The 19,582-nt window shown below is 70.7% G+C and carries 9 protein-coding genes; 5 read left to right on the top strand and 4 right to left on the bottom strand.

The window, feature by feature from the left end; all coding sequences use genetic code 11:
* The first annotated feature begins 586 nt into the window (after positions 1-586).
* From WME95_RS29565 to WME95_RS29555, 3 genes are all read left to right on the top strand, one after another.
* Positions 587-1,105 carry a hypothetical protein gene (locus tag WME95_RS29565; RefSeq protein WP_437902693.1) on the top strand — a complete coding sequence of 173 codons (519 nt, stop codon included), beginning with the start codon at positions 587-589 and terminating at the stop codon, positions 1,103-1,105.
* Between the two features lie 219 nt (positions 1,106-1,324).
* On the top strand, positions 1,325-3,169 hold the full coding sequence (locus WME95_RS29560; protein WP_437902692.1) for a type IV pilus twitching motility protein PilT: 1,845 nt from the start codon (positions 1,325-1,327) through the stop codon (positions 3,167-3,169).
* A 1-nt stretch (position 3,170) separates the two neighbouring features.
* Positions 3,171-4,241 (top strand): type IV pilus twitching motility protein PilT, encoded by a 1,071-nt coding sequence (locus tag WME95_RS29555; protein WP_437902691.1) that lies wholly within the window; start codon positions 3,171-3,173, stop codon positions 4,239-4,241.
* Between the two features lie 82 nt (positions 4,242-4,323).
* Here the strand turns inward: WME95_RS29555 and WME95_RS29550 are convergent, their stop codons facing one another.
* On the bottom strand, positions 4,324-10,344 hold the full coding sequence (locus tag WME95_RS29550) for an AAA family ATPase (protein ID WP_437902690.1): 6,021 nt from the start codon (positions 10,342-10,344) through the stop codon (positions 4,324-4,326).
* A gap of 252 nt (positions 10,345-10,596) precedes the next feature.
* Between WME95_RS29550 and WME95_RS29545 the strand changes: the two genes are divergently transcribed.
* The gene (locus WME95_RS29545; RefSeq protein ID WP_437902689.1) at positions 10,597-11,412 is read left to right on the top strand and encodes an arylamine N-acetyltransferase family protein; all 816 of its coding nucleotides are present in this window, start codon (positions 10,597-10,599) and stop codon (positions 11,410-11,412) included.
* Between the two features lie 96 nt (positions 11,413-11,508).
* Here the strand turns inward: WME95_RS29545 and WME95_RS29540 are convergent, their stop codons facing one another.
* Both WME95_RS29540 and cysS read right to left on the bottom strand, forming a co-directional pair.
* Positions 11,509-14,139, bottom strand: a complete 2,631-nt coding sequence (locus WME95_RS29540; RefSeq protein WP_437902688.1) for a LamG-like jellyroll fold domain-containing protein — start codon at positions 14,137-14,139, stop codon at positions 11,509-11,511.
* Positions 14,140-15,002: 863 nt separating this feature from the next.
* On the bottom strand, positions 15,003-16,541 hold the full coding sequence (cysS, locus tag WME95_RS29535) for a cysteine--tRNA ligase (RefSeq protein ID WP_437902687.1): 1,539 nt from the start codon (positions 16,539-16,541) through the stop codon (positions 15,003-15,005).
* A gap of 197 nt (positions 16,542-16,738) precedes the next feature.
* Between cysS and WME95_RS29530 the strand changes: the two genes are divergently transcribed.
* Entirely contained in the window at positions 16,739-17,809 is a 1,071-nt protein-coding gene (locus WME95_RS29530; RefSeq protein ID WP_437542110.1) for a class I SAM-dependent methyltransferase, read from the top strand.
* Positions 17,810-17,854: 45 nt separating this feature from the next.
* Here WME95_RS29530 and WME95_RS29525 read toward each other — a convergent pair whose 3' ends face one another.
* A complete protein-coding gene (locus WME95_RS29525) occupies positions 17,855-19,414 on the bottom strand; it encodes a serine/threonine-protein kinase (protein ID WP_437902686.1) in 1,560 nt (519 codons plus the stop codon).
* Between the last annotated feature and the right edge of the window lie 168 nt (positions 19,415-19,582).

The following is a 19,582-nucleotide window of genomic DNA, read 5'->3' as shown; positions in this document are numbered from 1 at the left end:
GAACCAGCGAGGCGAGCCGGAGAGCCCAGGCAGGCGGTCACGCCGGGCGACCAGGCAGCCGGAACGACGGGCGAGCCAGAACGACAGGCAAGCCAGATGACCAGGTGAGCTCGGGCGAGCCGCGCCGCAGTCCTCGTGCGCCGCGCAGCCGGAGCCCGGTCGGCCTCGCCGAGGCGGCCAGCACCGGAATCTGAGCGAGGCGCGCCCGAGCGCTCAGGGCGGAGACAAGCTGACGAGCCGCCGACGATGCAGGTGAAGCTGCGCGGCGCGCGGGAGAGACGCCGGAGAGAGCACAGCCGGGCGCCGGTGACGCGGGCCGCGCCGGGTCACCCGCGACGATGACGGATGTGAATGTGAATGTGACTGAGCGTGTGAGTGTGAATGTGACTGAGCGTGTGACGAACGGCCCATGACCGACCGGAGCGCAGACGACGCAGACGACGCAGACGACGTCGAGAACGAGAAATGAGTTGCGGAAGGTGTCAGTTTGCGTCACGATGAGAAGTTTTGTAACTGCGGTGTTTGCGAGCCTGCGTAGTTCGCGCGGGTCGTGGGATCGCGTCGAAGTAGCGAAGGAGCGTGGTGCATGAAGACGGTTGGTGATTGGCTCTCCAGGTGCTCGCGATCGCTCGTCGCCGCGGGCGCGGCCGCGCTCCTCTCCGCCACGCCGATCGCGGCCTCGGCAGAGCACCCCCCCACGCCGCGGCAGGCTCCGCCGGCGGCGGCTGTCGGCGCGGAGAGCGCGCCTACGGTAGAGCCCGCCTCGGCCCCCGGCGCGGGCGAGTGGGACACCTTCTCCGTGGAGGTCTATGGCAGGCTGGTCTCGCGCGCGGGGAAGGTCGCGACCCTGCTGCCGCTCGTCTCCACGACCGAGAAGCCGGTGGCCGCGGGGACCAAGGCGGTGCTCTTCCGCAAGGTCGAGGACCCAGGCGGACCGAGATCCACGAAATGGGTCGAGATCGCCAGGGTGACCATGAAGAAGATCGAGTCGACCGGCAACATGCAGCTCACCATCGACTCGGAGCAGCAGGCGCCTCCCGGCGAGAAGGGCAAGACGCCTGGCCACTTCGTGAAGGGCGCCCGGCTCAAGCTCGCGATCCAGTAGCCCGGGGCCGCGTCGCGGCGGAGCTCGCCGCGGGCGTGAGCCGGGTCGCACCGCTCCGAGAGGACCGCGCGGTCGCCGCGAGCGGGGACGGTGGGAGGGAGTCGGCGCGGGGCCGCGCGGCGCGGGTCGCCGCGGCCGAATGTCGCCGCCGTTGCACCACATTTTGAAACGCGGCGCCTCATCGTTGATAGAGTCGGCTTGCGGAGACGAGCGACGACGATGAACGCCCTTCGATCCTGGCTCTCGCAACTGAACCGCCCCGAGGTGACAGAGTTCGCCGTGGCCACCGGGCGCATGCCCAGCGTCAAGGTCTCGGGCGCCTTCCAGGCCGTCGATCCCGGCGCGCTCTCCACGGAGGACATCCTCATGCTCCTCAGCGCGCTCGGCGGCGGCCGCCACCTCGAGGCCCTCGGCGCGAAGCCGTCGCAGTGGCACATCCGCATCGAGGGCATCGGGGCCATCTCCGTCGTCGCCGCGCGCCAGGGCGACCTCGTGCACGCCCGCATGACGCGGATGCAGTCGTCCGCCGCGTCGGGGACCTCGGCCGCCGCGCCTCCCGCGCGCCCCTCGCAGCAGCTCTCCATGCGGGAGCACCTCGCGCCCGAGGAGGGGCAGCGCCCACCGCCGCGCGAGCAGGACGCGAAGCGCACGAGCTCCTCGGAGGTCGCGCTCGACCTCCGCTCTCCGCCGCCGCCTGCAGAGCCCCGCGCCAGCCGGCCCTCGGTGGCCCGCTTCGAGGCGCGCGTCGACGATGCGCCGGCCGCCGAGCGCGCCGCGCCGGCTGCCCGCCCGTCATCGCCGTCCCCGGAGCCCCGCGCCGCCGCGCGCGTGGCCGCCGCGGGCGGGCGCGCGCGGTCCTCCTCCACCGAGATGCCGGCGGCAGCGCTCGACGGGCTGCTCGCCATGGCGCGCGATCAGGGCGCGAGCGATCTGCACCTCGTCGCCGGCCGCCCGCCGCTCCTGCGCGTGGCGGGCGAGCTGATGCCGCACGGCGAGCCGCTCGACCCGGCGGCCGTCGAGTCCCTCCTCCTGCCGCGCGTCCCGCCGCGCCTCTCGCAGGTGCTCGAGGTCGAGGGCTCCTGCGATTTCGCCATGGAGCTCGGCGCGCTCGGCCGCTTCCGGGTGAACATCTCGCGCCACCGGCAGGGGTACAAGGGCTCGTTCCGGCTGATAGCGCGCACCATCCCGACCCTCGCGTCACTCGGCCTGCCCGACGCCATCGGGCTCGCCACCCGCCACCACCAGGGCCTCATCGTGATCACCGGGCCGACGGGCCACGGCAAGACCACGACGCTCACCGCGATCGTCGACATCCTGAACCGCGAGACCAGCCATCACATCATCACGGTCGAGGATCCCGTCGAGTTCGTCCATGCGCGCGGCAAGGCGATGATCAGCCAGCGCGAGGTCGGCACGCACACCCGCTCCTTCGAGAACGCCCTCAAGGCCTCGCTGCGCGAGGACCCCGACGTCATCGTCGTCGGCGAGCTCAGGGACACGGCGACGGTCCGCATGGCGCTGGCCGCGAGCGAGACTGGCCACCTCGTCCTCGGCACCATGAACACCCCGAGCGCGGCGAAGACCATCGATCGGCTGATCGATCTCTTCCCGCCCGGCGATCAGCAGCAGGTGCGCGTCACCCTCGCGGGCGGCCTCCGGCTCATCGTCAGCCAGCGGCTCCTGCCGAGCGAGGGCGGCAAGCGCATGGTCGCCGCCGCCGAGGTCCTGCCCGGCTCCGTCCCGCTCTGGAACCTGATCCGCGACTCCAAGACGTTCCAGATACCGAGCCTCCAGCAGCGGGGGAAGGGCCTCGGGATCATCCGCCTGGACGACTCGCTGGCCGAGCTCGTCCGCGCCGGCAAGACCACGCTCGAGGCCGCGCTCAAGGTGGCGGAGGCCCCCGACGAGCTCGAGGCCGTCCTCGCCGGCAGGCGGCAGCCCATGCTCACGCCGGACAGGCGGCCGCCCGCCCCCGCGCCCGACGCGTCCAGGTCCGCGCCCGTCGAGGCGGGCAAGGGCCTCTTCGAGCGCGCGGGCGCGCTCTTCGGGAAGAAGGGAGCGTAACGTGGCGCGGATCGATCGCCTCTTCGACGAGCTGCTCTCCAGGAAGGGCAGCGACCTGCACCTCGGCATCGGCTACCCGCCGCTCGTGCGCGCCCGAGGCGAGCTCATCGCCCTGCGCGACACGCCCCTCGACACGGCCGAGATGGAGGCGCTCCTCTTCGAGATCACGACCCCCGAGGAGGCGCGGCGGATCGTCGACGATCTCGATCTCGACTTCGCCTATTCCTACGCGGACAAGGCCCGTTTCCGCGCGAACTACTTCTACAAGACCACCGGGCTGGCGGCCGTCTTCCGCACCATCCCGAGCAAGATCCTCTCGCTCGACGATCTCGGATGCCCCGAGATCGCCCGCCGGCTGTCCGAGCGGACGAGCGGGCTCATCTTGATCACGGGGCCGACCGGCTCCGGCAAGTCCACGACGCTCGCGGCGATGATCGATCACATCAACCGCTCGCGCGCGTGCCATGTCCTCACGATCGAGGATCCGGTCGAGTTCGTGCACAGCCCCATCAAGGCGCAGATCACGCACCGCGAGGTCGGCCCCGACGCGGGCAGCTTCGCGAGCGCGATCCGCAGCGCCGGGCGCGAGGACGCCGACGTGATCCTGATCGGCGAGCTCCGGACCAACGAGACCATGAAGCTCGCCTTGCAGCTCGCGAGCTTCGGTGTCCTCGTCTTCGGCACCGTCCACACGAACAGCGCCGCCGCGACGATCGACCGTATCATCAACGCGTTTCCCGCCGACGAGCAGCTCCAGGTCCGCGGCATGCTCGCCGAGAGCCTCGCCGCGATCATCGCCCAGCAGCTGCTCCGCACGAAGGACGGCACGGGCCGCGTCGCCGCGCACGAGATCCTCGTCGGATCGAGCGCGCTCTCCGCGATGATCCGCGAGGGCAAGACGTTCCAGATCACGAACCTGATGCAGGCGGGCCGCTCCGCCGGCATGCAGACGATGGACATGGCGCTGGAGCGGCTCGTCAAGAAGGACACCATCTCGGTCCAGGCGGCGCTGGAGAAGGCGATCGACAAGGACAGCTTCCAGAAGCTCTTCCCCGACGCGCAGGGGGCGTGACGTAGGATCGAGCCGCGGAGACGAAAGGGGGGAGAGTGAATCGTTCGTTGCCGCTCTCCGGGCGTCCAGGCGCTCTGTCTCGCTAGGACGCGACACCCCCGCTTTTCGGTGTGCCTCCCGAGGCAGATGACGTGGCGCCGTGACGCGGCAGATCCACGGTGAAGCAGGCGCCCTTGCCCTTCTCGCTCGACACCTGGATCGTGCCCCCGTGCGCCCGGACGATCTCGTTCGCGATGTAGAGCCCGAGCCCGAGCCCGCCGTAAGACCTCGACGAGACCGCCCGCTCGAACCGCTGGAAGATGCGCTCCATGTCCTCCGGCGCGATGCCGGGCCCGTGATCGCGCACGACGACCCGCGCCGTGTCGCCGCGCTCGGCGACGGTCACCTCGATGGGCCCGCCCCTGCCGAACTTGATCGCGTTGTTGAGCAGGCTCCTCAGGACCTGCGCGACGCGGAGCCGATCGAAGCGGCCGAGCACCGGGCGCCCCGCCGCGATCTCGATCTGGCAGCCCGCCCGCGACAAGGGCTCGCGGAGCTCGCTCACGACGTCGCGGGTCAGCGCGGAGAGGTCGACCTCCGCGAGATCGAGGTCGAGCTCATGGCGCGCAATCTGGTTCACGTCGAGGAGCGCCTCGATGAGCCGCTCGATCCGCTCGACCTGCCCCAGGCTCACCGCGACCATGCGCTCGAGCGAGGGGCTCACGATCTCGGTCGCCAGCTTCCTTTGCATCATCCCGAGCTTCAGCCTGAGCGGCGTGAGCGGCGTGCGGAGCTCGTGGGACGCGACGGCGAGGAACTCCTCGCGGATCTGGACGGCCTGCTGCGCCTCGCGGTAAAGGCGCGCGCTGTCGAGCGCCATCGCGGCCCTGCGCGCGAGCTCCTCGACGAGCGGCGCGTCGGCCCGGGTATAGCGCGGCGTCGCTCGGGTCCGCATCAGCGAGAGCACGCCGAGACAGCGGCCGCGCGTCACGAGCGGCGCGTTCATGTACGCCGCGGGCGCGAGCTCGAAGAGCGCCTCCGGGCGCGCTGCGCCCGCGGCCCAGCGCCGCATCAGGCCGTCGTCCACGAGGCAGAGCTCGGCACGATCCGCACCGAGGGCGCCGTGGGGATCCCCGGGCGCGCCCCGAGGCGCCGCGGGGTCGCCGGAGGGCGCGGCGAGCTCGCGCAGGCGCGCGGCCTTGGCCGGGGAGTCCGCCGCGACGGCCGCCGGCTGGAGCGCGCCCGCGTCGTCGAGCACGTAGAGCGCCGCGCCCTCCGCGAGCTCGGGCACAGCGACCTCGGCGATCGCGTCCAGCGTCGCCTCGTAGCCGAGATCGGCCGCGAGCCTCCCGCACGCCTCCGCCAGGAAGCGCTCGGCCATCTCCGCCCGCTTGCGCTCGGTGATGTCCGTCGAGATGCCGCAGACGGCATAGACGGCTCCGGCGGCGTCGTGCAGGGTGAACTTGAGGGACAGGTACGTGCGTAGCTCGTCGTCCACGAGCATGACCTCTTCCAGGTCCATCGGGCTGTCCGCCTCGATCACCTTGCGGTCGTAGGCGGCGAACGCGTCCGCCATCTCCGGCGGGAAGAGCTCGTGATCTCTCTTGCCGATCACCTGCGCTCTCGACAGATGAACGAACTGCTCGTACCGCCGGTTGATCAGGAGCAGCCGGCCCTCCAGATCCTTGACGTAGATGGCGGCCGGCGAGCTGTCGACGATGCTTTGGAGCAACGCCTCGCTCTTCTTCAGGGCCGCGTAGAGCGACGCGTTCTCGAGCGAGATGGCGGCCTGCGACGCGAGCAGATCGAGCACCGAGAGCGTGTCCTCGGTGAACGCGCCGCGCATCGAGGCGTTCTCCAGGTAGAGGATCGCGTCGACCCCGGGGCGCCGCGCGATAGGCATGCACAGGACCGATCTCGGCCGGGCCAGCGCGATGTACTCGTCCGCCGAGAACCGCGTCTCCGCCGCGTCGTCGAGGATGAGCGGCTCGCCCGTCCGGACGACGTAGTTGACGACTGACAGCGGCAGCGCGGCGGAGGACGCGGGCGCGCGCGCCTCGCCGGCGAGCGACTCCACGAACGGCTTTCCTCCCTCGATCCTCGCCCTAGCCCGGATCGACGCGGCGCCGCGGCGAGCCTCCAGCAGGTAGCCCCTCTGCGCGCCCGCGTGCGCAAGGACGACCCTGAGCAGCGCTTCTTCGAGCCGGGGTATCAGGATCTCGCCCGAGAGGCTCTGGGACGCCCTCACGATCGCCAGCCGATCGAGCTCCTCGGCCGGCATCGTGACCGTGCTCGTCGCGGCGAGCGGGCGCGCCGTGAGGTGCGGAAAGAGCCTGTCGAGCTGCTTCACCTTGCCGTCGGCGCCCCAGCGGGCGTAGCAGCAGCGGGCCGCGCGGAGGTAGGTGTCGGCGATCAGGTCGAAGCCGCGATCGCGGTAGAACGCCGCTGCGAGCTCCTGGCTCAGCGCCTCTCCATGGACGAAGCCGCTCGCGCGGGCGGCCCGGATGGCCTGCTCGTAGAGGCGCATCGCGGAGAGATCGTCGCCCGCGATGCGCGCGATCTCGGCCGACACGAGCGCGTGGCGGTCTGCCTGGTTCGCGGGCTGGACCTCCGCCCAGCGGCGGAGATCCGCCTCGTGCGCCCTCAGGGCGGGGAGGAGCTCGTGCCGCTGCTCCTCCGGCAGGGCGCGGGCATGGCACGAGAGCGCGAGCGCGGCGACGTAGGCTTGCGTGCTGACGTGGAACTGGTCTGTCACGGTGCCGAGCAGCTCGCTCGCCGCGCGCGACGCGGCCACGGCTTCGCCATGGCGACCGAACAGGAGCGCCGCCTGGGCGGCGTAGAGGCGCTCGTGGAAGCGCGTGATCCGCTCCGCCGCCCCGCGCGGCGGTCCCTCGATGTCATCGGCGCCCTCGCTCTCCCAGCCCGGATCGCGCCCGCGCAGGCGCTCCACGAACCGATGCACGATGGCCAAGGCATCGTGGACGACGTCGTACCGGGCCCGGCGCGCGAAGTCCATGTGGCGCTCGGCTTCGGCGACGACGTCCGCCAGCGGATCGCCCGCGGCGAGGCGCAGCGTCACGCCCTGAAACGAGCAATACGACGCGTAGAGCAGCGCGCCGCTCTCGACGGCCTCGTCAAGTGCCTTGTAGAGGAGGCCGACCACGTCCTGCAAGGGGCGGATCCAGGGGTCGATGAAGGTGCTGATCATATGGAGGATCTGCGCCCGGTTCCCGGCCCGGCCCCTGGTCTCCAGCAGCGCGCGGGCGAGCTCGCCGAAGCGGTAGCTCTCCCGGTAAAGGCCGAGGACGCGGCCGATGGTTCCGCCGAACGCGACGTAGCCAGGCGGAGAAGCGTCCGAGTTGCCCGCGCGGAGGCTGAGCTGCACGATGCGGCACGCGATGAGGCTGTAGAGGTGCGGATCCGAGAAATAGGCTGACGGGAGCGCCGTCGACAGGGTGGTCGCCACGGCCAGCATGTCCGGATCGACCAGGCGCGGCAGGCCGACGAGCTCCTCGATGCGGCGGTCGCACACCTCGCCCCAGACCTCGCGCGCCGCGCGCTCCACCGCGTCGCGCGTCGGGTGGAGCGGGATGTCGACGTCGAAGCGGCGCACGCAGGAGAGGGCGCTCCGCGCCGCTCGCTCGAAATCGGCCCGGGTCGTGTGGAGGACGATCTCGATGCCGTGGACCTCCGAGAGCTCGATCCGGCTCCGGGCGCGCTGCAGGAGCACATCGACGATCCGCTCTGAGGCGGCGAAGTCGCCGCTCAGGAAGGCGCAGCGCGCGCTCTCGCAGTGGAGGTCGAGCGCGAGCGCGCGCTCCTTGTCCCACGCGTCGTCCCCGAGCAGCGCCATGCCCGCCGCGAAGTAGCTGGCCGCGGCTGCGTAGGCCGCAGATACCTTGGCTCGCCGGCCCGCCGCCAGGTTGAGCCTGGCGATCCGGTCCTTCTCGTGCCGGTCGGTCACGAGGGCAGCGCCCAGGTTGAGGTGGCCGGCGATCTCGAAGACGCGCGCCTCGGCGGCGTCGGGAGGCGCGTGGGCGGCGAGCAGCCGCCCGATGCGGAGGTGCACCGCTGCCAGCTCGGCCTCCGGAATGAGCGCGTGAGCCGCCTGCTGGACACGGTCGTGGAGGAACCGGTACGTGTCGCCGGACCTGAGGAGCAGCCCCTCGCGCACGAGCTCCCGGTGGTCCTCGTGAATGGCGTCCTCGGATCGATCGCGGATGACGGCGAGGGTGCCGGCATCGACGGTATTCCCCACGCAGGCGGCCAGCGTGAGTGCCTTCTGGGCCGACGGGGAGAGGCGCTTGATCTTCGCGATCATGAGATCGACCACGTTGTCGGCGAGGCCCTTGCCGCGGATCGCGTCGATGTCCCACCTGAAGGCGCCTGCGCGCAGATCGACCTCGAACAGGCCCTCTTTGTGGAGCATGGTCAAGAACTGGGTGGCGAAGAACGGATTGCCGGCGGTCTTCTCGTAGACGAGGCGCGCGAGCGGGGCGGCGTGCTCTCCGCTCGTATGGACCGTATCGGCGACGAGCCGCTGCACATCCCCCTCGGACAGCCGCGAGAGCTCGATCTCGAGGAGCCTGGTGCCGGCGCCCCGCGCGCGCTCGATCATGCGCGTGAGCGGGTGGAGCGGATTCACCTCTTCGTTACGGTAGGCGCCGATCGCGAGCAGGCGCTGCGTCTCGGGGTGGGTGACGAGGTGCTCGAGGAGCGCGAGGCTCGCCGGGTCTGCCCACTGGAGGTCGTCGAGGAAGAGGCAGAGTGGGCGCTCCTCGCGGCAGAAGGCGCCGACGAAGCGCCGGAACACCATCGCGAACCGGCTCTCTGTCTCGGTCAGCGGCAGCTCGGGGACGGGCGGCTGCTCGCCGAGGATGAGCTCCACCTCCGGGAGGACGTCGATGATGAGCTGCGCGTTCTTGCCGAGGGCCGCGGAGAGCCGCCTCCGCCACTCACGCAGGGTGGGCTCGCTCCCGCCCAGGGGTTCGAGCACGAGATCGCGGAGCGCCTGGACGAGCGTGGCGTAGGGGACGTGCTGGTGCTGCTGGTCGAATTTGCCCGCCGCGAAGAGGCCTCGCCCCCGGACGGCCTTCCGGTAGAGCTCCTGCACCAGCGAGGTCTTGCCGACCCCGGCATTGCCAGAGATGAGGAGAAACTCGGGGGCTCCGCGCAGCGCCACGCGCTCGAAGGCGGCGAGGAGGGCGCCGAGCTCGCGCTCGCGGCCGTAGAGCGTCTTCGGGATCTGGAAGAGGCCGGAGAAGTCGTGTTCTCCGAGCGGGAATGGGTCGATGCGCGCCCGCGTCGTGAGGCCCTCGAGACATCGCTCGAGATCGTACGCGAGGCCGCGCGCGCTCTGGTACCGGTCCTCGGGGGCCTTGGCCAGGAGCTTCATGATGAGATCGGACACGGGCGACGGGAGACCCGGGACGAGGTCCGAGGGAGGCCGGGGGAGGACAGCGGCGTGGCGGTGGACCCACTCCAGGGCATCGCTGGCCGAGAAGGGCAGGACGCCCGTCAGCATCTCGTAGAGCGTGACGCCGAGCGAGTAGAGATCGGCGCGGTGATCGACCGCGCGGCCCATGCGCCCTGTCTGCTCGGGCGAGATGTAGGCGAGGGTCCCCTCGATGACGCTCGGAATCCGCGCGTCGGCCTGGTCCTCCGGGAGGAGGGAAGCGAGATCGAAGTCCGAGATCTTCACCTCTCCTGACCTGGAATCGACGAGGATATTCTGCGGCTTGATGTCCCTGTGGACGATCCCCTTCGCGTGGATGTCCGAGAGGGCTGCCGAGATGCCCGAGGCGATCGTCAAGAACCGTCCGAGCTCCATCGGTGCGCCCAGCTCCCGATCGAGCGAGCGACCGTTGAAGTCTTCCAGGACGAGCGCCGGTCGGTCCCGGTACGTGGTGAGCTCACAGGGCCTGATCGCGGACCGGCCGCTGAGCCTTCGCCCGATCTCGAGCTCGTGGCGCAGCCGCGCCGCGTCCCGGCCGTCGAGGGGCTCTGCCCGGGGGATCTTGAGCAGGACCGGACAACCGTCCTCGTTCCGGAGGCCGCGATGGACGACGAACCTGGTCCCCTCGCGGAGGATCTCCGTCACGGTATAGCGGTCGGGCGCGGGCATGTCGTTCGACCGGCGGCGACCAGGCCGCGCCGGGCGTGCCGCCCAGTCCGCCGCCGCTCGGGGTTGTGATCATCCCGGCGCTCCACGGACCGACCTTGCGCAGAGAGCCATCGAGCGCTCTCCGCAGCGAAGCCACGGAGCGGCCCAGCGCAGCCTGCATGGGTTCGATGGTCCTGCTCCACCGCCGTCAATGTGCTGACCTGTGCGTTGACGGTCAAGCGAGGGGCCGCGTATCCTCGCTGCACCGATCCAATGCAACCTTCGACACAGGACAGCGCATCGCTCGACCTCGACGCTTATCTCGCCCGCATCGGCTACCGCGGCGCGCTCGCCGCCACGCGGGAGGTCCTCGACGCGCTTCACGCAGCGCACGTCTACTCCATCCCTTTCGAGAACCTCGACGTCCTGCTCGGCCGACCGATCCGCCTCGACCTGGCCAGCGTCCAGGCGAAGCTCGTCAGGGCGCGCCGCGGCGGCTATTGCTTCGAGCACAACACGCTGTTCGCCGCGGTGCTGCGCCGGCTCGGATTCAAGCTCACGACGCTCATCGCGCGGGTGCGGTTCCAGCGCAGCGACACGGGCCCTCGATCTCACATGCTGTCGCTTGTCGAGCTGCCCGAGGGCCCTTTCATCGCGGACGTCGGCTTCGGCGGTCCGGGGCTCTTGCAGCCGCTCCCGCTCGTCGAGGGTGAGGGCCACGCGCGGGTGCTCGACGTGATCGGCCTGCGCCGGGAGGGCTCGTCATGGGTGCTCGCCTCCAGGGCGGGCGAGGCGTGGCAGGACGTCTATGCGTTCACGCTCGAGGAGCACCTCCCGATCGACTACGAGGTGGCGAACCATTACACGTCCACGCACCCGAGCTCGCTGTTCGTGAACAACCTCATCGTGGCGCTCCCGTCGCCGGAAGGCCGGGTGACGCTGCGCAACCGCGAGCTGGGGTTCTGGCGGGTGGACGGCGTCGAGCGCGTCTCGGTGCGCGACGACGCGCTCCTCGACGTCCTGAGAGAGCGATTCGGGCTCGAGCTCCCGGCCGGGACGCGGATCTCCTGCGCGGGCCTCGATAGCTGAAGAAACGGGGCGTCCCCCTCGGGTCCTGCTCGGGAGGCCGGGCGGGCGCGGCTCGCCGGCCGCGCCCGCCGCCCCTCGCGCCGGGGCGCTACCGGATCAGTGGACGCGCCCGATGCCGCGGCGGATGAACGCCGAGCGGCTCGCGGCCGCGCCGGCCGCCGCGCCGCCGCTCGGCGCGGCCCTGAGCGCCGCGAAGGTCGGGGCAGGCTCGCAGACCAGCGCCGTCAGATCCTGGTTCCGGCGCCTCAGATCGTTCAAGGTGCGCGGCTCGCCGCTCACCGGGTCACCGACGGTGATCCCCGTCATGAAGCCCGACAGCGACGCCTCGTTCCCGGGCGACCTCGGGTTCACGTGCAGGAACCCCGTCCCGGTCTCCGCCGCGCCGTGGCACCCATTGCAGGTGTTGAGCGAGAACTTGTGCCGCGCCTCGTTGTTGAGGATGCCAGGAGCGGTCCAGGCCGTGAGGTTGTTGAACGACGAGCCGCCGAGGAACGGGTTCCCCTGGAACGTGTCGGGCACCGTGTGCTGCTCCGCGATGATCGAGGCCTCGTTCTGGTTCACGAAGTCGGCGAGCGTGGGCGATCCGTCGAAGCCGAGATCCGGCGTCAGCTTGACGGTCTCCGGCCGCAGGAAACCCGTGTCGGGCGAGAGGACGAACTCGCGCAGCTCCCACGGCCCCGCGAGCGCGATCTCGTTCGTGCGGAGCTGCCCGAGCGAGCTCCCGTTCGGCTTGCCGGGCGCGGCGTTCCGGCCTGCGAACCGCGTGGTGATGTCCTGGAGCGCGGCGTTGTACGCCTCGGAGGGGAAGGGCAGGCTGCCGAGGGCGTGCCAGTCGTTCGCCCAGTCGAGCACGTCGGCCTCGGTCGACGCGGGGAGCTTGTACTCCAGGATCACGGTGAACTGCTGCGGGAAGCCCTGGCTGACGACGCCGAACACGAACCTCCCTTCGCCGGCGTTGCCTTCGGCGAGGTTGCGCACGTCGATCCTGTTGACGATGCCGAGCAGCAAGAGCGGCGCCTGCTGCAGGTCGAGCGACCCGTCAGGGCTCCTCGGCCACTCGTCGAGCACGACCTGCTGAATCGCCGTGCGCGCCGGCACGGTGAAGCCGTTCACGGTCTGATCGGTCAGCCAGGTGCTGAAGAGCTCCTCGACCATGGCCGGCGCGTCGGCGGGCGTGGGCGCCATGTCCTCCATCAGGCGCGCGAACGTCCATGCGCCGGTGCGGGGGTCGCCCGGCGGTCCATTGAACGTCGTGCGGACGGGATCCTCGACCACGCTGAGGTCTTTCACGAAGATCTCCCGGCTCGTCCGGACGAAGCACCCCGTCGGCTCGGTCAGCTCGAAGTCGAGGGCCCCGGAGGCGACGATGAACTCGGACGAGTTGAAGTCGATCACGGAGAAGGGGATCACGTGGGCGCCTGGATCCGCGTCCTCGGTGCCGGTGACGGTGACGGGGAACGTCGCCGTGCTCCCGGGCAGGACGCCGGGGAAGAAGGAGGGATTGGCGGAGACGTCGATGCCCCCCGAGGGGCTGAAGATGTCGAGGAAGTAGTCGCGGCCCGCGCACGAGCCGACATCGTTGTTGGTGACGGCGATCTGGTACGCCACCGGCGTGTTCGGGGCGACCTGGCCGCTGCTCTCCGGCGTGACGACGGCCGTCGCGGGGCGCCTGAGGCAGGAGAGCTGGGCGATCTCGAAGGCGGTCGTCGGTGAGGCGGAGAGCCAGACCTCGTCGAGCACGCCGGTGAAGCGCTCCTTCTGCACGTTGTTGCCGATGCGGATGGGCGCGTCGATGTCGTGGAGCGTGCCTGCCGCGCTGATCTGACCGACCTGCTGGCCGTTCAGGAAGAGCCGCACGAATGTGCCGTCGTAGATCCCCGCGACGTGGGTCCACACGTTGGCCTGGATGGGGGCGCGGGAGGTGACCGTCCGCCCGTTGGTCAAGGTCACGGTGAACCGCGCCTGGCTGTTCCGGATGTCGAGCGAGAAGCTCGTCTCTCCGCCGCCCTTCTCCTGCACGATGGTCCGCGGCGTCGACCCCGACACCGCGGTCGGCTTGACCCACGCGGCGACGGCGAGGTTCTGTCCGAACGTGAAGCTGGCGTCGTCGTCGACAAGGATCTTGTCGTTGTCCTTGTTGAAGGCGACGCCGAGGCCGCTGATCCCTTGAGCGCACGCCGCGTTGGCCGAGCGGGTGGCCGTGTTGCCGTTGCCCGACGAATCGAACAGCGCCGTCGTCGCGGCGTTGCAGTCGTCGAGCTGCCAGAAGCCGACGGCCGGCGGCCCCCCCGGGGGCGGCTCGCCGGGGTCGCCGCCGCCGACGCCGGTGGTGGCGGGGTCGCCGCCGCCGACGCCGGCGCCGCCGCCGACGCCGGTGGTGGTGACCGAGCTGCTGCCGAAGCCGCCGGTGCCGACGCCGGTGGAGCTGGCGACGACGCTGCTGCCGACGCCGGTGGTGGCGGGGTCGCCGCCGACGCCGGTGGTGGAGGTGGCGACCGAGCTGCTGCCGAAGCCGCCGGTCCCGGTCGCGCCGACGCCGGAGACGGCGCCGCTGACGGCGCCCGGCCCGCTGGCCGCCGCCTCGAGGGCTAGTTCTGCATCGTTGAGTGAACCTTCATCGACGTCATAGCTTCCGCACGCGGCACCCGAGGCGAGCAGGGCGAGGATCGCGGCCGAGCTGGTTTTGATTGAGAGAGGATGGGCGAAGCCGAAGGAGAGGTTCCGCATCTGCGTTCTCGTTGGGTAAGAGTTGACTGCACGAGCGCCGTCCGGCCGCAGCTCGAGCTGCGGCCGGCGACGCGAACAGGCGTCTGTCTGACCCGACCGGGCTGTCCGGGTTTGGGCGCTGGTGCGGAGCACCCGATTGGCAATTGATATGCCCGGCCCCAGATCGTGATTTTCGCCTTGTTGCGTCGCACCCAGCGTGCCTGGGCGTGTCGGCGGGCTCCGACACTGGCACATCTGGCACACCCATTTTGCGACCCCAGGCGGGTGCTCGAGATCAAACAAGCACGCTTCCGACGCGTCCGAAGGGTGCGCCGTGGCGAGCGGCAAAGGGGGACAACAAGGTTCCTTCTCGCTGCCGCACGCCCGTCGCACGTCGTCCCGACCGCAGCCCGGCCGTCTCGCGGTCATCCATTGCGCCGCTTCTATATGCCGCGCCGCGCCGCCTCCTCCGCGCATCGCGCAGCCGCCCCAATGCATCGCGCCGCGCCGCCGTCGCGCGATGCCGACATCTCTCTATAAGGAGGTAGCCGTGACCTATAAGGAGGCGGGCCGCGGACTAGAACGAGACGGGCCGCGGACATCCCGTCTCGTGATGGCAGGAGCGCGCCGTCCTTTGGCGCCGCGGCGGTGTCCGTGACCGAATCCCGGGCTGCACCCGTCTCCAGCCCGCGCCGCTCCCAGCCCCGGCAAGTTTCCGCCGCGCGATCCTCTCCGCTCTTTCTCCGACCTCTGATACACCCGTTAGCGGAGCTCTCCCGCACAGGAGACGGGCCCAGATCGACGTTTTCGGCGCGGAGGCGTACTCCGGTACGCCGAGCACCGAAAACGTCGAGATGGGCCCGTATCCGAAGCGGGAGAGCTTCTCAGGAGGAAGACCAGCGGGGTCCGCGGGGGGTGTCTTCGAGCACGACACCTGCCTCGGTCAGCAGGTTGCGGATGGCGTCCGCCTTGGCGAAGTCCTTCGCCTTCCGGGCCTCCTGGCGCATCGCGATCAGCCGGTCGATCGCGGCGTCACCCCCGCGCCCAGCAGCGCCCTCGGCAGGGGCGAGCGCATAGTCCGGGACGAGCTCCGGATAGAGCGCCGGCTCGGCGATCTCCACCCCGAAGACCGCGAGGTGACGCACGATCGCCCGGTAGACCGCGAGCATCGAGGGGCGGTCCTCACACTGCTCGATCCCCGCCGAATAGAGCGCGCTCACGTAATCGAAAAATGCAGCCACGGCGTTCGGCGTGTTCAGATCGTCGTCCATCGCCTCGATGAAGCGCGCGATGAACCGCTCGGTGAGCTCACCGAACTGGCCGTGAACGTAGTGGTGGCGCATCCTCGGGAATCGCTCTTCCTCGGGTCGCTGCGATGCGTACGCGCCCGGGGCGAGGGGCGCCTCCGGCGCGCCGCTCAGCTTCTCGGCGAGGACCGTCGCGAGCTTCTTGATGCGCGCATAGCCCTGAGCGGACTGCTGCAGGAGCTCCCAGCCGAACGGGAGCTTGCAACGGTAATGCTGCGTCACGAAGAACCACCGCGCCTCGTCGTGCCCGTGCCTCGACAGGAGCTCCTCGATGGAGATGACGTTCCCGAGGCTCTTCGACATCTTCATGTCCTTGAGATCGAGGTGCTCCGGGTGCAGCCAGTAGCGCACCCAGGGCCGCCCGCAGAGCGGCTCGCTCTGCGCGATCTCGTTCTCGTGGTGAGGGAACATGTTGTCGATGCCGCCCCCGTGGACGTCGAAATGGTCGCCCAGGAGCGCCGTGCTCATCGCCGAGCACTCGATGTGCCAGCCGGGGCGCCCGGCCGGCCACCCCTCCTCGCCGGTGCGCCAGCTCGGCTGGCCAGCGCCGGTCGGCTTCCAGAGGCTGAAGTCCGCCGGGTGCCTCTTCCGGGCGAAGTCCTCCTCGACGCGGCCGCTCGCCCCGACCTCCTGCTCGTCGACCTTGCGCCCCGAGAGCTCACCGTAGGACGCCCACGTGCCGACCTCGTAGAAGACCTCGCCGTTCACCGTGTAGGCGTGGCCCTTCTCGATCAGGCGCTTCGCCATGTCGACCTGCTCGTCGACGAAGTCAGTGGCGCGCGTGTAGACGGCGTAGTCCTTGATGTGGAGCTTGCGGCAGTCGCGCCGGAACGCCGCGATGTTCCGCTCGGCGACGTCGACGGCGCCCTCGCGCTCGCTCGCGCGCTGCATGATGCGATCGTCGATGTCCGTGTAGTTGATGATGCTCAGCACATGATAGCCGCGGTACTCGAGGTAGCGGCGGAAGACGTCCCAGAAGCAGTAGGTGCGCGCATGGCCGATGTGCATCGGGGCGTAGACCGTGAGACCGCACGTGTAGATGCGCACGACCTTCGGCCTGGCGGAGACGAAAGGCTCCTTCTTCCTCGTGAGCGTGTTATGAACCTTGAGCGGCATCGGCCACCTGCGTGAGTGTGCGAGCACCCCCCGGGACCGCGTACGCTACCCTGGCCCCGCCGCCCGGTCAACGCGGAACCTCGCCGGTTTTCCCTGTGGTTTCGCGGTGTCTTGCCTCGTTTTGCCTCGTCTTGCCTCGTCTTGCCACGTCTGCCCACGTCTTGCGCCCGTCCTCCCTCCGGTCTACGCAGCAGCGCATGCACATCACTTCAAGGACCTTGCTGTTCGTCCTCGCTGGCGCGCTCTCCGCCTGCGCGGGGAGCCCGCCGCCCGTCGAGAGCGCCCCGCCGCCCCCGCCGCCGGCCCCCGCGCCGGCGCCGCCGGCCGCCGCGCCGGCCGCGCAGCCCGAGGCGGCGACGCCGCCCAAGGCGGACCCGGAAGCCGAGAAGAAGCAGGCGGAGCTCGCCAAGCTCGCCGAGGACACGAAGGCCATGGAGGCCAAGGCCGCGACGGAGGCGGCGCGGTTCGACGACGCGCTCAAGGCCGAGGTCAAGGCGCTCATCGCGGCCAATTACCCGAGCGCGGGCGCCGCGCTGCGGGCGGCGCTCAAGGGGAAGCACCGCGCCCCGGGCAACGCCGAGCGCGACGCCGCCCGGCACCCGGTCGAGAACCTGGAGTTCTTCGGCCTCAAGCAGACGAGCACGGTCATCGAGCTCGGGGCCGGCGAGGGCTGGTACACCGAGCTGCTCGCGCCGGTGCTCGCGAAGAAGGGCAAGCTCATCATCACGGCGTTCGATCCGAACGGCCCCGCGGACTCGCGCAACACGCTCTATGGCAAGCGCGTGAAGCACATGATCGAGAAGTCGCCCGAGCTGTTCGGCAAGGTCGATGTCGTCGTGATCGATCGCGACAACCCGAAGCTCGGGATCGAGGGCAAGGCCGACCTCGTCATCGCCATTCGCGAGGCGCACGGCTGGCACCGGAACGGCAAGTTCGACGCCTACGTCGCCGAGGCGTTCAAGGCGCTCAAGCCGGGCGGCGTCTTCGGCCTCGTGGCGCACCGGGCGAAGCCCGACGCCAACCCCGATGAGAGCGCGAAGCAGGGATACCTCCCGGAAGCGTGGGTGATCCAGAAGGTCGAGTCGGCGGGCTTCAAGCTCGGCGGCAAGTCCGAGGTCAACGCGAATCCGAAGGACACGAAAGACTACCCGGAAGGGGTCTGGACCTTGCCGCCGAACTTCCGGCTCGGCGACAAGGACCGCGCGCGCTACGCCGCGATCGGCGAGAGCGACCGCATGACCCTCAAGTTCGTCAAGCCCGCCCGCTGACCCATCCTGCGCCCGGCGCTCGCGGCGATCGCGAGCGCCGGGGCGCTACGCGGGCGCCGCGGCGCGGCCCGGCGGCCGCACGAACACGCGGCGCATCGGGATCGTGGCGCCGGCGGCCCCCGAGACCCGGTGGGACAAAAAGGCGACGCCGTCGAGCATCGCCGGCGACGCGTACACCCCCGGCTCCGCCGCCTCCGGGAGGCACGAGGAGAGCTCGAGGAGGTTCCCGCCCACCAGGACGCCGTCCTCGGTGAGCACCACGTCGCCGGCGTGGAGGCAGAAGCGGACGCTGATCCTGGGATCGCGCTGGCCCGGCCCGGCGAGCCGCGTGTGCAGCGCGACGGCGGCCGCGATCGCGCGGTGGCGCGCCTCCTCGGTGCCGTGCTCGCCGCGCTGAAAGGGCGCCGCGAGCAGCGCGCTGGTGCTCGTGATCGCGAGCGGCGAGAACCCCGAGGGCGCGAGCGTTGCCACGGCGTCCGGGACCACGGCCTCGAACTCGGCCAGGAAGGCGTCGGTGGGGGCCTCGAGCGCGCGGCTCTCGGCGAGGACCTCGACGAGCAGCCCGATGGCGAGGCGCCGGATGTGCCCCGCCTCCACCGCGCCGGTCCGCGCGATCCGCGCCGTCGCGGCCCGCACGTCGCCGAGGAACGCGGCGACGTCCGGGTGGCGGCCGGCGGGATCCTTGCTCATGGCCCGCACGACGATATCGTCGAACGCCGGGTCGACCGGCGCGTGCAGGCTCGGGCGGGGCGGCGCCTGGTGCAGGTGCAGGTGGCGCAGCACCGGGTACGTGGTCGCCAGGAACGGCATGGATCCCGCGATCATCGTGTAGAGCAGCGCGCCGAGCGCGTAGACGTCGGTCCGCATGTCGACAGGCCGGTTGAGGAGCTGCTCGGGCGACATGAACGCCGGAGTCCCCACGATGTGCCGTGACGACGTGAGCGAGAGATCCGTCGCGCCGAGCAGCTTCGCGATGCCGAAGTCGAGCAGCACCACCCTGAGCTCCCCGCCCTGCTCGCACAGGATCACGTTGGAAGGCTTCACGTCGCGGTGGATGATCCCGAGCGCGTGGACCGCGGCGAGCGCGCTGCAGAGCGGATCGAGGATCGCGAGCGCCTCGTCCGCCGGGAGCCGGCCGCGCGCGAACAGGTGCTGCTCGAGGCTCTTGCCCTGAAGGAGCTCCATCGCGTAGTAGGGCCGCCCGTCGTCGAGCCGCCCCACGTCGAGGATCTCCACGACGTTCGGGTGCCGGATCCGCCCGATCGCGTCCACCTCCCGCTGGAAGCGGAGCACCACGTCGGCGCGCGAGATCAGGTCGGCGTGCATGATCTTGACCGCCGCCGGCGCCTTGCTCGTCGCGTGCACCGCGCGGTGCACGACGCCGAACCCACCCTCGGCGATGACGCCGTCGAGGAGGTACTCGCCTGCCCGCAGCGCCGCGGCCCGCGGGGCGCCAGGACCCGCGCCCTCGCGATCGCGCGTGTCGGGCGTGTGTTGTTTCCATGTCCGCGACGTGACGAGCTGCGGCTCGCCCGCCGCGGGGGCGTCGGCCGGCGGCGCGGGCGCGGCAGGGAAAGGCTCATCGTTCTGGCCAGGGGTCTTCATGGGATATGCGACAGCCGCTTACTTCCTCAATGACAACTGCTGAGCCCGCGCAGTACAGTACGCGTAAGCCGGTATCGAATGCGACCCCGGCTGCCGGCAAGCAACCCGAATCATGCACCGTTGCTCTGTATGTCACGGGCGGCTCGCCGCTGGCGCTCCGTGTGTCAG

Source organism: Sorangium sp. So ce327 (assembly GCF_051530205.1).
Lineage (GTDB): Bacteria > Myxococcota_A > Polyangia > Polyangiales > Polyangiaceae > Sorangium > Sorangium cellulosum_B.
The sequence above is the reverse complement of the archived record's forward strand: the minus strand, read 5'-3'. Positions and strand labels throughout refer to the sequence as shown.

Excerpts from the sequence above, each read along its gene's own strand:
- WME95_RS29565 (WP_437902693.1), top strand. The coding sequence starts at position 587 with ATGAAGACGGTTGGTGATTGGCTCTCCAGGTGCTCGCGATCGCTCGTC.
- WME95_RS29560 (WP_437902692.1), top strand. The coding sequence starts at position 1,325 with ATGAACGCCCTTCGATCCTGGCTCTCGCAACTGAACCGCCCCGAGGTG.
- WME95_RS29550 (WP_437902690.1), bottom strand. The coding sequence starts at position 10,344 with ATGCCCGCGCCCGACCGCTATACCGTGACGGAGATCCTCCGCGAGGGG.
- WME95_RS29545 (WP_437902689.1), top strand. The coding sequence starts at position 10,597 with ATGCAACCTTCGACACAGGACAGCGCATCGCTCGACCTCGACGCTTAT.
- WME95_RS29540 (WP_437902688.1), bottom strand. The coding sequence starts at position 14,139 with ATGCGGAACCTCTCCTTCGGCTTCGCCCATCCTCTCTCAATCAAAACC.
- cysS (WP_437902687.1), bottom strand. The coding sequence starts at position 16,541 with ATGCCGCTCAAGGTTCATAACACGCTCACGAGGAAGAAGGAGCCTTTC.
- WME95_RS29530 (WP_437542110.1), top strand. The coding sequence starts at position 16,739 with ATGCACATCACTTCAAGGACCTTGCTGTTCGTCCTCGCTGGCGCGCTC.
- WME95_RS29525 (WP_437902686.1), bottom strand. The coding sequence starts at position 19,414 with ATGAAGACCCCTGGCCAGAACGATGAGCCTTTCCCTGCCGCGCCCGCG.